We start from the raw sequence: 15,545 nt of genomic DNA on the forward strand, positions 1-15,545 counted from the left end.
AAAGTGATGAAAGCGCAGTATTTTCTTTCTAACATTCATTCTAAGCTTTGCAATTATCCCAGCTTCTGGTACAATAACGGAGAAATTGATACTATACATGAATGAGAGGTAACCACACGTCCCATGAAGTAAGACACATGAATTGAACCCCAGTAACTGCAGAAGAAGTATGACGCAGTCAGCCGAAGCGGCTGAGCAATGAGGGGATTCGTGTGTCCAAATTCAGCTATGGGATCAGGTGTGTGTGCTAGCCGAGAATTGGGGTTTGTGTACCTTTTCTTGGGTATTTATTTGTCACACCTGCGTGTACCTTATGCTTGTTTTTTGACGCTTTATCCAAACCTGAATTGCCAGACCGCCGGCGGATGCCAGCGGTTTTTTTTGTTCAGGAAATGATGTCTAAGGTTTCCTGCGGGCCGAGGCAGCTCTGCGTGATCGAGATTAACGATATCATCTCGAAGAAGCTCGGGATGAATTTGATTTTTACCGCAGGAAGGATGAAGTCTTATGATGACATTGGTACGCCTACATGAAGTATCAAAAGAATGGAACGGGATGGAATTATTTGCAGGATTAAATCTGGAAATTAACGAAGGTGAGCGGCTTGCGATTCTCGGTCGCAATGGGTGCGGTAAAACCACATTGTTACGCATCATTTTAGGGGAAGAGGAGGGAGGAGGACATATTGAGCGCCACGTCCCGCAGAATGAGTGGGGATTCATGCGTCAACGCTCTCTAATTGACCCCGGTATGAAGGTACTGGATGCCGTACGGAAGGAAAGTGGCCGGATCTATGAAGTGAAATGTGAGTTGGAAGAACTGGAACGGCGTATGGGCATGAGCGGGAGCGAAGATGAGCAGCGGCTGCTTGAAGCCTATACCGTAGCCATGGAGCAATATGAGCAGCTGAACGGCTACATGTGGGAGACCGAGGTGGAAAAGGTGTTGACCCGTCTGGGGTTAAGCTCGGAGCACTGGAACAGATCCTATCACTCCTTAAGTGGTGGACAAAAAACCAAGGCAAGGCTGGCAGGACTGCTGGTCAGCAAACCCAAATTTCTTATTTTGGATGAACCGACGAATCATTTGGATGAAGATAGCATGCAATGGCTCGAAGAGTGGCTATCCAATTACAGCGGCACGCTGCTCTTTGTTTCACATGACCGGACCTTTATTGATCAGGTAGCAACAGGTGTCATTGAGTTTAGTCCGCAAGCGCTGACCAAATATAAAGGTGGTTATTCTGACTACAAAGTTCATAAGGAGAGGGAACGACGAGAACAGGAAACCCTATACCGCAAACAGGAACTGGAGCGCAAAGCGCTTGAAGAGACCATTCGCAATTATCAGGAGTGGTTCCATAAGGCCCACAATTCAGCAACGGATGTGGAGGTTAAGATCACTCAGAGCTTTTACAAAGCCAAAGCCAACAAAAACATTTCACGTTACCATGCAAAACAGAAGCAGTTGGAACGGCTGGAGAATGAGCGGGTAGAGAAACCTCGCGATGCAGTCAAGCTAAACATGGAATTGCAAGTTGACACGTTAGCTGCACGCCAGCTGCTTGAGATGAGAGACGTCTGCTTCGCATATCCGGGAGGACATCCGTTATTTCACAATCTGGGAATTGCCGTCGGGCGAGGGGATCGGCTTGCCGTACGTGGACCGAATGGTACGGGGAAAACGACCCTGCTGAAGCTGATGATTGGTGAACTTGAACCAGAGCAGGGGGTGGTGAGAAGGCATCCACAGCTGAAGATCGGTTACTTTTCTCAAGAGCTTGAGGGACTTCCCGAGAATCAGACGCTGCTGGACAGCTTGCTCAGTCTCCCATCCATGACTCAGAGTGCTGCCCGAACCATTCTGGGATGTTTTCTATTTACCAGAGAGGATGTATTCAAGCGCATCGGGAACCTGAGTATGGGAGAGAAATGCAGGGTTGCCTTTTTGAGATTATACTTTGGCGGTGCAAACTTGCTGGTTCTGGATGAGCCGACAAACTATCTGGATATTGATACTCAGGAAGTGATGGAGAATGTATTAAAACAGGCTTCGGGTGCTCTGGTCCTTGTGTCTCATGATCGAATGCTGACCAAAATGCTGGCAAATCGCTTGCTTGATCTGGAGCCAGGAGGGAAGGTTACGGTCTTTGATGGAGGAGTTCTAGATTGGGAAGAGTCAAGAAAGCTCCGAGATTATTCACTTGGCCAGCGGGAATCGGATGATGAACGATTACGCCTGGAAATGCGACTGTCCGAACTGCTATCTCCCATGAGCAATGCAGGCACAGATATCCTTGCCCATCCGGAAGCTGCTGAAGAACGAGCTGCGGAAGCCGCTGAGATCCGTGACATTCAAGAGCGGTTAATTCAGCTTCGGCGGAAGGATGCGAGCAAAAAATAGATGATTGACTGGCTTGCTATTTCGATTGAATTTGCATATAATTATGAACGATCATCGATAAATACGTCGATATAGGTTTAATTCATTAACAAACGTGATGATGGAGACAAGTAAGCAGTGCCTCTGGACAGGGAGGAAGCGCCGTAGATTGAGAGCGTTTCTGTAGAACAAGGCTGCCGAAATTCACTCCGAAGCGGTTCCCTGAACTTGACTTGGCAGCATTTGCTGAGGCTCAGCAGTAGGGGCAAACGGTTAACGGTCGTTATTCCGTACAGAGTGAGACAGACATGTTGCAGGCCGGAAGGGCCAGTCAGCACCGGATGTCTAACAAGGGTGGTACCACGGTCTTTTCGTCCCTTTTGGGGAGAAAAGGCCTTTTTTTGTTGCAATAACACCACATAAAGGGGGCAATTACACATGAAAGAACGTTTAGAAGCATTGAAGATTGAAGCGCTGGAACAATTGTCCGGCGTGAACGATCCGCAGACGCTTGGTGATCTGCGTGTGAAGTATTTGGGGAAAAAGGGTGCATTGACCGAAATTCTGCGTGGCATGGGTGCACTTAGTGCAGAGGAACGTCCCGTAATCGGGCAGGTGGCCAACGATGTTCGTGGTGCCATTGAGGAAGTCATCGACAGCAAGCAGGAGCAGTTCCAGAAGGAAGAGACAGCGAAGCGTCTTCAGTCCGAGACCATTGATGTTACCCTGCCAGGACGTCGTGGACGTCAAGGCGGTCTGCATCCACTAACCAAAGTGGTACAGGAAATCGAAGATATTTTCATCGGCATGGGATATCGCGTAGCGGAAGGTCCTGAGGTGGAGATGGATTACTACAACTTTGAAGCACTGAATCTGCCGAAGAATCACCCGGCGCGCGATATGCAGGATTCCTTCTATGTAACAGATGACCTGCTGATGCGTACCCATACGTCTCCGGTGCAAGTACGCACCATGCAAAGCATGAAAGGGGAAGTACCTGTCAAGGTCATCTGCCCGGGTAAAGTATACCGCCGTGATGATGACGATGCTACGCATTCCTTCCAGTTCAATCAGGTTGAAGGGTTGGTCATCAGCGAAAACATTCGCATGAGCGACTTGAAGGGTACTCTGCTGCAATTTGTGCGTGAAATGTTCGGTGCTCACACTGAAATTCGTCTGCGTCCAAGCTTCTTCCCGTTCACCGAGCCGAGTGCTGAAGTGGATGTAACCTGTGTACAATGCGGCGGCAGCGGCTGTCGAGTATGTAAACAAACCGGATGGCTTGAAATTCTGGGCGGCGGTATGGTTCATCCGAAGGTGCTGGAAATGGGTGGTTATGATCCGGAGAAGTACAGCGGTTTCGCCTTTGGTATGGGGGTAGAACGTATCGCGATGCTGAAGTACGGTATCGACGACATTCGTCATTTCTATAACAGTGATATGGCATTCCTGAAGCAATTCGGACGGCTGTAGACTTTACGATAAGCAAGCGCTAAAGGAAATTTAGCTAAACCAATTTATAGATTAAGGAAGTGAACGTCCATGAGAGTATCGACAGATTGGCTGTCTGATTATATTGCCCTTGAAGGTGTGACGCCACAGGAACTGGCAGAGAAAATTACACGTGCAGGGATCGAAATCGATGTAGTGGAGAACCGCAACCAGGGCGTAAACAAAGTGGTTGTAGGGTATGTGAAGAGCAAGGAGAAGCATCCGGATGCGGACAAATTGAACGTATGCATCATTGACGCCGGTCAGGAAGAGGATCTTCAGATCGTATGTGGTGCGAAAAATGTGGATGCGGGTCAAAAGGTAGCCGTAGCCCTGGTTGGAGCGAAGCTCCCTGGCGGTTTGGATATCAAAAAAGCCAAGCTGCGCGGCGTCGTTTCACTTGGCATGATCTGCTCTGCAAAAGAGCTCGGCATGAACGACAAGCTGCTTCCTAAAGATCAGCAGGAAGGCATTCTTGTTCTGCCGGAGCAAACGGAAATCGGCACACCAATCAGCCAGGTGCTTGGTCTGGACGATCATGTGCTTGAACTGGATCTGACACCAAACCGTTCCGACTGCTTGAGCATGCGTGGTGCAGCTTATGAAGTTGGCGCCATTCTGGGTCGTGAAGTGAAGCTGCCTAATCCCAAGGAACAGCTGGTTGAAGTCGGTGATGCTGCTGCCGATCATATCTCGGTGGAAATCACGGCGCAGGAACAATGCAGTCACTATGCTGCACGTTATGTAACAGGCATCAAACTAGGGCCTTCTCCGCTCTGGATGCAGAACCGTTTGATGGCTGCTGGTGTTCGTCCAATTAACAACATCGTGGATATCACGAACTATGTCATGCTGGAGTACGGTCAACCGCTGCACGCCTTTGATGCAGATAAACTGGAAAAAGGTCATATTGAAGTACGCATGGCTAAGGAAGGCGAAACGATCGTGACCCTGGATGGTCAGGAGCGCAAGCTGGAACCGCATATGCTGCTGATTACCGATGGCGTGAAACCGGTAGCCATTGCGGGTGTTATGGGTGGCGAGAATTCCGAGGTATCGGAAGGCACAGTCAATCTGCTGCTCGAGTCCGCCAAGTTCGACGGCGGAACGGTTCGGAAAACGTCGCGCCAATTGGGGCTGCGTTCCGAAGCTAGCATGCGTTTTGAGAAGGAAGTTGACCCGGGGGCTGTTATCACGGCATTGGACCGTGCGGCTGAATTGATTCAGCGCTATGCTGAAGGCCAAGTGCACCAGGGAATTGTGGAAGCCGGAGCCGAGGTGGCAGAGAAGGTTGTTATCCAGCTGTCACTGGACAGACTGAACCGTTATCTGGGAACCGACCTTTCACTGCTTGAGGTGAAAACCATTTTTGCTCGTCTGCACTTTGCATGCGGCGATGCGGAACAAGGATTGCTTGATGTGGAAGTACCAACGCGCAGAGGCGATATTACCCGCGACGTAGATCTCTTTGAAGAAATTGCCCGTTTGTACGGATACGACAACATTCCAACTACATTAATTGAAGGACCGACAACACCAGGAGCCTACACACGCTCACAGGCAATGCGCCGTACCATTCGTGGACTGCTCGCAGGCAGCGGGTGGCAGGAAATGATTAGCTACTCCTTTGTACATCCGGATAAAGCGTCCTTGTTCCCGGCATTGACTGCAGGAAGCAAGGCTGTGAAGCTGGCTATGCCTATGAGTGAGGATCGCAGCGTGCTTCGCACAAGCGTTCTGCCGCAAATGCTGGATGCAGCAGTGTACAACATGAACCGGAAGCAGGATTCACTTGCTGTATTCGAAGTGGGCAGCGTGTTCTTCACTGAAGAAGAAAGGCTGACGAAGCAGCCGCATGAAATTCCGGTCCTGAGCTTGCTTCTTACAGGTAACCGTGCCGCTCAGCAGTGGAATGTAGGGGTAGAAAAAGTGGACTTCTTCGATCTGAAAGGTGCGCTTGAGAACCTGTTCTCCTATGTTGGATTGGAACAACGCATTCGTCTTGTTGCAAATAGTCCGGAAGGGTTCCATCCGGGACGTTCTGCCTCCGTATATTTGGAAGGCAAGGACGGCGGTGAAGGTAAATTGATCGGTACCATGGGTCAATTGCATCCTGAACTGCAACAACAATATGATCTGAACGATGTGTATATCGCAGAGATTGCTCTTGAGGCAATCTATAGTGAAGCAGACGTAGATATCCGTTACCGTGAGCTTCCGCGTTTCCCGGCTGTTGAACGCGATATTGCCGTAGTCGTAAGTAAAGACATTGAAGCAGGAGCCATGCTCAGCTCGATTCGTGAGGCTGCAGGAGAGCTGCTGCAAACCGTACAGGTATTCGATGTGTTCACAGGCAGCAAACTGGGTGAAGACAAGAAGAGCGTGGCGATGGCGCTTGTGTATCGCAACCGCGAGCGTACGCTGACGGACGAGGAAATCACCGAGGTTCATGCTCGTGTAGTTGCCCGTCTGGAGGAGCAATTCGGAGCAGAATTGCGCAAATAGAACCGAAGACAATTTTTTGAACAACAATTAGCAGGAATTGCTTGAAGTCACATCGAATCCTTAGCATTAGAGGATCGATGTGACTTTTTTGTCATTACAGCTTAGAATCAACATACAGACTTGAAGGAGGGCACAACTGTGACTACACCTGATCGTACACGCGTCACCGTAGAGATCTACGGGACTTCCTATAAACTGGTTGGCAGCAGTGCCGACTATATGAAACAAGTAGCTAATCTGGTGGATGAGCGCATGAGCGCAATTTCCAAGAACCATTCCCGTCTGGATACCCCGCGTATTGCGGTACTGGCGGCTGTACATATGGCTGAACAGTCTCTTCAGACCCAGGAGATCCGTAATGAACTGAAAATGCTGACTGGTGAACGGACAGAACTTCGAAATGAATTGAACAGGCTGAATGCAATTCAAAGTGAACATCAGAAGGAGCTGGAGCGTCGTGACCAGGCGCTGGCTGAGGCGACCAAGCAGAAGACTGAGGCAGAACAGGCCATGGCGAAGCTGCAATCCGAGAAGCAGGATGAAGTAAACAAGCTGCAATCATTGCTTGAACAGGAACGAAGTCAGGCTGCAGCTCGTGAACAAAAGTTGCAGTCACAGACTGCTGCGCAGCTGAAGGAAGCCGAAGAGAAGATGAAATTGCGACTGAAAGAAGCTGAAGAGAAGGCGGCCAACCAGCTTAAGCAGGCTCAGGCTCAGGCAGCTGCGGAGCTGAAGGAAGTACAGGCACGGGCTGCAGCCGAATTGCAGCAGAGCCAGGCAAAGGCAGAAGGGCAATACAAAGAACTGCAGGATAAGACAGCAGCTCAACTAAAAGAAGTACAAGCACGGGCTGCTGCTGAGTTGCAGCAGAGCCAGGCGAAGGCAGCAGGACAGTACAAGGAACTTCAGGATAAAACAGCAGCACAGATTAAGGAAGCGGAGAGTCGTGCTGTCGCAGAACGCCAGAGAATCGAGGCAAAGGCGGCACAGCAAGTGCAGGCAGCCAAAGAGGAAGCTGAGGCAGCGATTTTGTCCGAATTGGAACAGGCCGAGAGTCAATTGAAGAAGGTTCAGGAAGAGGCCGAGCTTCAATACCGTGAACTTCAATCCCAAACGGATCAACGCTTGCAAGAGGCGAAGCAGCAGGCAGAAGAGCAATTAAGACTCCAGCTTGGCAAGGTCCAGGAAGATCAGGCATCACAGCTACAACAAACGAAAGAGGAACACTTAACAGAGATCGAGAAGCTAAAAGCCGATTTCCACGAATCTTCAGAGCAGGCCGAGTTGGAATGGATGGAAAAAGAAGCAGCCTATGAGGAGCAATTACAACAAGTAAGAGCCGAGGCAGCTTCTCAGTTCACTGAAGCCGCAGCTAATGCTGAGGCCAAACTGCAGGAAGAACGTGGGAAACTGCTGCAGCAGTTGAAAACCGAGCGCACACAAGCCGAGGGTCGTGTAGCGGAAATTGAGACCCAGCTTAAGGATATACGCAAGCAGCTTGAAGAGGCCCAGGAAGTGGCTGCTGATCAGGAACAGCAGCTCCAGCAGGAACGCGCTGAGCAGGATACATTGCGCAAGGAACAAGCGCAGCGCAAACAGGCTCAGGAAGTTCAGGCTCGGCGCATAACAGAACTTGAACAGCAGTTGGGGCAGCTGAAGGAAGACAGTACCCAGCTCCAGGAGCAGCTGCGTGAAACGGAAATCGCTTTGCAAAAGTCTCGTGAAACGGAGCAGGAATGGAAACGACAATACAACGAGACGGTGGAGAGAGAAACTTCTCTTGCAGCACAGCTTCGGAAAGTTCAGGAGCAGCATGGGCTGCTTGAAAAAGAAATTCAGAAGCTTCGTGAAGCCGAAGAGAAGTCCGAGAATGAGCAGCGTAGATTGCAGAAAGTTCTGGAGCAGGCTCATGCTGCCGTACGAACACTGCAAAATGAAATCAGCACGCTTACCGAAAGCGAAAAATCCTGGAAAGACCTCGCTGAACAGCGCCTTGTCGAAATGGGAGAGCTGGAGACTCAGGTGCTTGAGGCAGCAGAACAGAATGAAACACTGGAGTCTGGTGTACAGTCCCTTCATGATGAATTAACCGTGGTTAAGGAAGAAGCTCGCGGGTACAGAGAAGAAGCGAATCGCTATAACGAACAGGCAAGTCGTGTGCAGCAGGAGCGCGAACAGCTTGAAGATGAGCTGAACCGGATCCGTGAAGAGCTAAACCAACTTCAGGAATCCTATACACAAATCCGCAGCGATTATGGGGATGCAATGCAGCGGGAGGAAAATCACACGCGCAAGCTTGCTGAACTGGATCAGGAAAAGCAGGCACTGGAACAAGCAATTGCAACATCCGGCGAGCATGCTGCCAAGCTAACTGAGCAAATTTCAGAACAAAGAAACCTGCTTGCACAGACAGAGGAAGAAGCACTTGAATGGCAGATTAAGCATGAAGAATTGTCTGCAAAACAGGCAGAGCTTATATCACAACTGGATGAGTTAAAGGAGCGGGAGACCCGGTTACTCTCTCGTGTGGAACAAGCCGAGCAGCAGGACCAGGTTTGGCAGCGTCGTGCAGATGAATGGGCCGTACAGGAGCAATCCTGGCAGGAACGCTGGAACCAGCTTGAGAATGAATTGAATGCCTGGCAGAACGAAAGTGCCGCAAGTGTTGAAAAGGTAGAGGCGCTAGAACAGGAGCGTGAGCAGCTTGATAAGCTCCGTAACGAAGCTATAGAAGAGAAACAAACGATGGAAAATGAACTGCTGGAGATTGGTGAGCGCTACGAACTCGCTGCGAATCAGCTTCGACTGCTGCAGGTTGAACGCGAAATGGAGCAGGAGAAGGCAGAGCAGCTGAACATGGAGTATCGCCAGCTGCGGGATGAATATACGAAGTTGCAGACGGAATATAACGAATGGATCGAATTGATTGAACAGGATCAGACCTAAGGGCATCAGATCATAACTTAAATCATGGGCATCGTACAATTGTACAATTTGTTATAATACAAAAAGAGCTCCCGTCGTTACGGGGGCTCATTGTCTTGGGGCTTATTCTTCGACAATAATTTTGGAGATCATGCTGCTATGTCCACTTCCACAGAACACGGAGCAGGACATCTCGAATTCTCCAACCTTGTCAGGGGTAATAACTTTAGAGTTGTTTTTGGTGTCCAGCTGAAGATTCAGCTCCGGAACGAGAATGCCATGATTACCATTGACGTTTTCGTAAACAATGTTAACGGGGACCCCTTTTTTAAGATGGTATTCCGGTTGATCAAATTCATAGTTGCTCGCTTTAATGACGAGTTCTTCGCTAGCGGTTACGCCTGCATCGGATTCACCGCTGCTGTCCGAACCTGCTGATTGTTTGCTTGCTCCGCAAGCGGCGAGAACCAGGATTAACATGCAGGCTGCAAGCCAAGCCATAGTCTTTTTCATCATGAGCCTCCTTAAGCATGATATAGATGAAATTTTAATCATTTCTCAAGTCATCATACCGCAAAATGGTAAGGCCTGTACATGAAGGCTATGTCGTTTTTTTGAAGATTAGCCAGTAAGATTTTCTCTCTAGTCTTGAGGAATGGCTGAGCGGTTATGGAAATGAAAAAACCTCATCTGGCATATGGCCATCAGAGGTTGAAGGAAGAATCGCAGGTGCTATGCAGTTGCATTAGTTAGCTGCTTCTTAGTTGTTATTCTTGGAGCTTCGTCCTGCTTCAAAAGGTGTGGATACCGGAATGAACAAATCGATAATCCCAATCACCAACGCAGCAAGAATAGCGCCAAGCAAACTAACTTCGACATGGTCAACAATATATTGACCAAGCCAAATCACCAATGCACTGACAATGAAGCCGACAATTCCGCGGCCAAAAGGAGTGACCCTTTTGCCAAAGACGCCTTCAATGATCCAGCCGAGCAGTGCAATAACCAGAGCGAGCAGCAGAGCGCTCCAGAAACCACCTACAGCAAATCCGGGAACGATCCAGCTGACAACCATCAGTACGATTGCAGCGATGATAAAACGTACAACATGTCCCAAGAAGTTCAACGTGTTTACCTCCTTTAAGTTCAGATCGGATTATGCATACGGAACCATCACACATGAAGAGGTTGCAAAATCCTGACACCTGTAGTTTGCGGCATGATGTCAAAACTTATGTGTGGAAGGATTCGTTAAATAGCGCAGTAAAGTTTCTTTCGTTATAATACAGATATAGTTTGGAAGGAGTTGTACACTTGGACACGAAAATTTTACACACACTGGAATACCGCAAAATTTTAAATACATTGCAAAGCTATGCCCAAACAACCATGGGTAAGAAGAAAGCGGAACAACTGGAACCCATCAGTGAATTGGAAGAAGTAAAACGGTTGCTCCAGCAAACCGATGAAGCCTTCACTTTTGATCGTCTGAAAGGGTCACCTTCTTTTGGAGGGATTGTGGACATCACGGCATCCGTCAAACGGGCCGAAATTGGAGGAACCCTGAATCCACATGAACTTCTCGGGATTTCCAATACAACCTTGGCTGCTCGCCGCTTGAAACGTCAGATTGCAGCTCTTCACGAAGATGAGAAGATTGAGTCCCTGTTCTTTATCAGCGATCAGCTGTCGGAGCAAAAAGCACTGGAAGACGCGATTCGCGTCTGTATTGATGACAATGCAGAAGTGGCGGATAGCGCCAGTGTAACTTTGGCCCAGATCCGGCGTGAACTGCGCGGGGGAGAAGCCAGAATCCGTGAGAAACTGGACTCCATGATCCGTTCCTCCACCGTATCCAAAATGCTTCAGGATCAGCTGATCACCATTCGTGGAGACCGATTCGTTATCCCGGTAAAAGCGGAATACCGCTCATACTTCGGTGGGATCGTACACGATCAGTCCGGTTCAGGAGCCACGCTGTTTATCGAACCAGAGTCTATCGTAGCGATGAACAATAAATTGCGTGAGACCCGAATCCGGGAAGAACGCGAAATTGAAGTGATTTTGCAGAAATTGACAGCACTTGTCAGTGAGCAGGGTGAGTGGCTGTTGTATGATGTCGATTTGCTGGGCTCCCTGGACTTTATCTTCGCCAAAGCACGGCATGCCCGTGAATTAAAAGCCACCTTGCCGCGCATGAATGATCGTGGGTTTATTAAGCTCAAAAAAGGGCGTCACCCGCTGATTGCGATTGAAAATGTGGTGCCGACCGACATTGAACTGGGCAATGACTATACATCCATTATTGTGACAGGGCCGAATACGGGTGGTAAAACCGTAACACTCAAAACCATTGGATTACTAAGCCTCATGGCGATGTCCGGCTTGTTTGTTCCTGCTGAGGATGGTAGTCAGCTCTGTGTATTTGACGCAATATATGCCGATATTGGGGACGAGCAGAGCATTGAGCAGAACCTAAGTACGTTCTCCAGTCATATGACGAACATTATCCGGATTCTGAAAAATATGACTACCAAAAGTCTGGTGCTGCTTGACGAGCTTGGTGCAGGAACGGATCCTGCCGAAGGATCGGCACTGGCAATCTCCATTCTGGAACATATGCATCAGACAGGATGCCGCATGGTCGCGACAACACACTACAGTGAGCTGAAAGCTTATGCTTATGAACGCAAAGGTGTCATTAACGCCAGCATGGAGTTTGATGTGAATACGCTAAGTCCTACCTACCGTTTACTGGTCGGTGTTCCGGGACGAAGCAACGCATTTGCGATCGCTGAGCGCCTTGGTTTGCCAGGATACATTCTAGATTACGCTCGTGGCGAAGTGAAGGAAGAGGATCAGCGTGTGGAACACATGATTGCTTCCCTGGAAGAAAACCGGCTTACAGCCGAGCAGGAACGGGAGAATGCGGAGCGTCTCCGTCAGGATATGGAGAAATTGCGGAGCCGTCACCAATCCGAACTTGAGAAGCTGGAACAGCAGCGTGAGCGCCGGATTGAAAAAGCAGAGGAAGATGCCCGCAACATCGTGGACAAGGCGAGAGCCGAAGCTGAGAAAATTATTGCGGACCTGCGTCAGCTTGCGATGGAGGAAGGCGCATCCGTGAAAGAGCATAAGCTGATTGCTGCCCGCAAACAGCTGGATGAAGCTGAACCGGAGAGACGTAAAAAGACAGTGAAGCGTACGGGATCAGCACCTAAAACCCGGGCGATCGGCCCAGGAGATGAAGTGCACGTATACAGCTTGAACCAAAAAGGGCATGTCGTGGAATTATCGGGCAGCAAAGAAGCAGTAGTACAGCTGGGGATTATGAAAATGAAAGTATCCCTGGATGATCTGGAACTGAAGCAATCTGCACCCGAAGCCAAGCCGAAGCAGAAACCGGTTACTGGCATGAAGCGTACACGTGATGACAACGTGAAGAGTGAACTGGATCTGCGAGGAACCAATCTGGAGGAAGCATTGATGGAGACGGACCGTTTTATCGATGAAGCCTTCCTGGCGAACTTGGGTCAGATCTATATTATTCATGGTAAAGGGACGGGAATTTTGCGTTCCGGTATTCAGGATTATCTGCGTAAGCATAAACATATTAAAAGTTACCGGCTGGGCAATTACGGAGAAGGCGGAAACGGCGTAACGGTTGCAGAATTGGAATAGCCGGACCTTGAAACAACGGTGTTCCACTGCGTGGTGAGAGGGGCAGTGGAACAGGGAAGGGGAACAGTGAGTGAAAGGGACGATTGACCAATTGCTGTCTCATCCCTTGGGGATGGTACTCGGTTTTTTCTCGGTAGCCATAATGGAGCTGCTTGTGTTTCTGGCTTGTTTTGAACTTGTAACCAAATACAAATGTTGGGATGAGATCAAGAAGGGCAATGTGGCTGTTGCCATGGCTACCGGGGGCAAGATTTTCGGGATCTGTAATGTGCTTCGATTCTGCATACAGGCCAAATCTTCTGTCTATGAAGCCATGACATGGTCGTTTGTAGGCTTTGCTCTACTGCTTATTGCTTATTTTTTGTTCGAGTTTCTGACACCGGTATTCTCCATTGACAAGGAAATTGAGCGGGATAACCGGGCGGTAGGCTTGATATCCATGATTATTTCTGTCTCGTTGTCATTTGTCATCGGCGCGAGCATCATGTAGGGGGACCTGGCATGAAGATATTGATCCGAATTTTGTTTGCGGCTTCCATTGTGTTTTTTGCTATTGGTGTCATATACGTCATGAACACCTGACAATAAGATTGTATAAAAGAAAGGTTGATTCAATTGGAAACAACAGTATGTCCGTGGTGTCACACCGAGATTGTATGGGATGAGGAATTGGGCCCTGAAGAAGAGTGTCCGTACTGTCACAATGAACTGAAGGGTTACCGTACGCTGAACATCAACATTGGTGAAGAAGAGGATGAAGATGAAGTCAGTGATATTTACGATGTGGATGATGCTCAGGACAACGATCAAACCACTGACCTCGCGGCATTGTGGGGAGATGAAGTTGAACTGAAATTGCCTGAGCTGCGAACACTAACCAAATACGCGGACGATGGGAATGATCTGATTCTGTATGAAGAAGGTGTGGAGAAACAGCTGGATCTGCAGGAAGAAGTACCGGAATGTCCACATTGCCGTGAATTCATGATTCTCGCAGGTACACAAACGTCCACGAAGGACACATTTACTCCTGTAGCTAACGCGGTTTCAAGAACCGATTCCCTGCTGGATGCACCATTTACAGTTCAAATGTATGTCTGCTCCGGCTGTTTCCAAGTTCAATATAGTTTGTCTGAAGATGACCGTCTGCGCCTGATTCAAAATCTGAGCGCCAAGAAGTAATTCCCATTCACTGAAAATGAAATATTCCTGAGATTCGTCATGTTTTTCCTCTGCTTGGGGTACGTTAACCCTTAGACTTGCCGCGATGCGCTGGCTTCAAGCGGAATGAGGAGGGAGCAGATGAAGATATCTCTGGGCCGACAATCCATTCTGCTTCTGGGCGTGAATGGATTGTTTGTGTTAGCCGGAGCTTTGTCGGGGACGTTTCTGAATGTATATCTATGGAAGAGTCGTCCGGACTATGCGATGCTGGGATGGTTTACGGTAAGCCAACAGCTTGCACTTGGATTGACATTCTGGTTAGCCGGTAAATGGGTCAAAGAACATAATAAAATGAGTGCGCTGCGTCTAGGCACGGCATTGTCTGGCATTTTTTATATGCTTGTTCTGTGGGCTGGACCAAGAGCGGTAGATTGGATATGGCCACTCGGCATATTGCTTGGATGTGCTCTGGGTCTGTTCTGGATCGCTTTTAATGTGGTGTACTTTGAAGTAACAGACCGGGAGAACCGGGACCTGTTCAATGGATGGGTCGGGTTGTTGGGCTCCATGACAGGAATCATTGGTCCCTGGTTCTCGGGATTGATTATCTCGAAGATGGCGGATAATTCGGGTTATCGGCTCATTTTTACCGTGTCACTTGTGATATACGTGATTGCCGTTGTCTTCAGCTTTTTTTTGAAAAAGAGAAAAGTAAGCGGCACCTACCGCTGGTCGGAACCCTGGCAGCAATTATCAAGATCAGGCAGCGAGTGGAGACCGCTGGGGCTAGGATTGGCTGCTCAAGGTGTAAGGGAGGGTGTATTCGCCTTTCTAATTGCATTGCTCGTTTATGTAGCTACGGAACAGGAGTATAAGCTGGGTCAATTCTCATTAATTACATCCGCCGTAGCTTTGGTCAGTTATTGGATGGCGGGCAAGTGGTTTAAACCACATTATAGATCAAAAGGTATGTTGACGGGGGCAATTATCTTATTTCTCGTTCTTCTGCCTCTCATCTGGAAGGTAAGCTATGGCACGCTTTTAATTATGGGGGTTGGCTCAGCGCTGGCCATGCCGTTATACATGCTCCCCATGATTGCGGCAGGATTCGACTTGATGGGCATGAGCGGCGAAAATGTGGAGAAAAGGGTTGAACTTGTCGTTTTAAGGGAGCTCTGTCTGATGACAGGCCGCCTGGCTGGTCTTGCCGTGTTTATCATTATTGTAATCAATGGCCCTTCGCTTCGTACGTTAACCTGGCTCATCGTGGTTTTGGGAGTTTTCCCATTGGTCGGCTGGTTCTTTATGCGTAAAATGTTAGTAGGGACGGAGCAGGGGAAGCCATCGTCCTGATCCGTTTGGTCACAACCAAAAAAAAGGTGCAGAATCAGGAAACC

The 15,545-nt window shown here is 48.9% G+C and carries 10 protein-coding genes; 8 read left to right on the forward strand and 2 right to left on the reverse strand.

The window, feature by feature from the left end; genetic code table 11:
• The first annotated feature begins 507 nt into the window (after positions 1 to 507).
• The 4 genes from abc-f (at position 508) to F4V51_RS08770 (ending at position 9,324) form a co-directional block, all read left to right on the forward strand.
• Positions 508 to 2,403 carry a ribosomal protection-like ABC-F family protein gene (abc-f, locus tag F4V51_RS08755; protein WP_153977683.1) on the forward strand — a complete coding sequence of 632 codons (1,896 nt, stop codon included), beginning with the start codon at positions 508 to 510 and terminating at the stop codon, positions 2,401 to 2,403.
• Positions 2,404 to 2,820: 417 nt separating this feature from the next.
• On the forward strand, positions 2,821 to 3,855 hold the full coding sequence (gene pheS, locus F4V51_RS08760; protein ID WP_153977684.1) for a phenylalanine--tRNA ligase subunit alpha: 1,035 nt from the start codon (positions 2,821 to 2,823) through the stop codon (positions 3,853 to 3,855).
• A 69-nt stretch (positions 3,856 to 3,924) separates the two neighbouring features.
• A complete protein-coding gene (pheT, locus tag F4V51_RS08765) occupies positions 3,925 to 6,378 on the forward strand; it encodes a phenylalanine--tRNA ligase subunit beta (RefSeq protein ID WP_153977685.1) in 2,454 nt (817 codons plus the stop codon).
• A gap of 138 nt (positions 6,379 to 6,516) precedes the next feature.
• Entirely contained in the window at positions 6,517 to 9,324 is a 2,808-nt protein-coding gene (locus F4V51_RS08770) for a hypothetical protein (protein WP_153977686.1), read from the forward strand.
• A gap of 102 nt (positions 9,325 to 9,426) precedes the next feature.
• Here F4V51_RS08770 and F4V51_RS08775 read toward each other — a convergent pair whose 3' ends face one another.
• Positions 9,427 to 9,819, reverse strand: coding sequence for a cupredoxin domain-containing protein (locus tag F4V51_RS08775; RefSeq protein ID WP_323131808.1), 393 nt, complete (start codon positions 9,817 to 9,819; stop codon positions 9,427 to 9,429).
• A 244-nt stretch (positions 9,820 to 10,063) separates the two neighbouring features.
• Entirely contained in the window at positions 10,064 to 10,429 is a 366-nt protein-coding gene (locus F4V51_RS08780) for a phage holin family protein (protein WP_095288311.1), read from the reverse strand.
• 188 nt (positions 10,430 to 10,617) lie between these two features.
• Between F4V51_RS08780 and F4V51_RS08785 the strand changes: the two genes are divergently transcribed.
• The 4 genes from F4V51_RS08785 to F4V51_RS08800 all read left to right on the forward strand — a co-directional run bounded on the left by F4V51_RS08785 (position 10,618) and on the right by F4V51_RS08800 (position 15,501).
• Positions 10,618 to 12,984, forward strand: a complete 2,367-nt coding sequence (locus F4V51_RS08785; RefSeq protein ID WP_153977687.1) for an endonuclease MutS2 — start codon at positions 10,618 to 10,620, stop codon at positions 12,982 to 12,984.
• Positions 12,985 to 13,096: 112 nt separating this feature from the next.
• The gene (locus tag F4V51_RS08790; RefSeq protein WP_095359229.1) at positions 13,097 to 13,474 is read left to right on the forward strand and encodes a DUF350 domain-containing protein; all 378 of its coding nucleotides are present in this window, start codon (positions 13,097 to 13,099) and stop codon (positions 13,472 to 13,474) included.
• A gap of 125 nt (positions 13,475 to 13,599) precedes the next feature.
• Positions 13,600 to 14,166: a hypothetical protein gene (locus tag F4V51_RS08795; protein ID WP_153977688.1), complete on the forward strand. Its 567-nt coding sequence runs from the start codon at positions 13,600 to 13,602 to the stop codon at positions 14,164 to 14,166.
• Between the two features lie 120 nt (positions 14,167 to 14,286).
• On the forward strand, positions 14,287 to 15,501 hold the full coding sequence (locus F4V51_RS08800) for an MFS transporter (protein ID WP_153977689.1): 1,215 nt from the start codon (positions 14,287 to 14,289) through the stop codon (positions 15,499 to 15,501).
• Positions 15,502 to 15,545: the final 44 nt, after the last annotated feature.

The sequence above is a fragment of the Paenibacillus xylanilyticus genome (assembly GCF_009664365.1).
Classification (GTDB): domain Bacteria; phylum Bacillota; class Bacilli; order Paenibacillales; family Paenibacillaceae; genus Paenibacillus; species Paenibacillus xylanilyticus_A.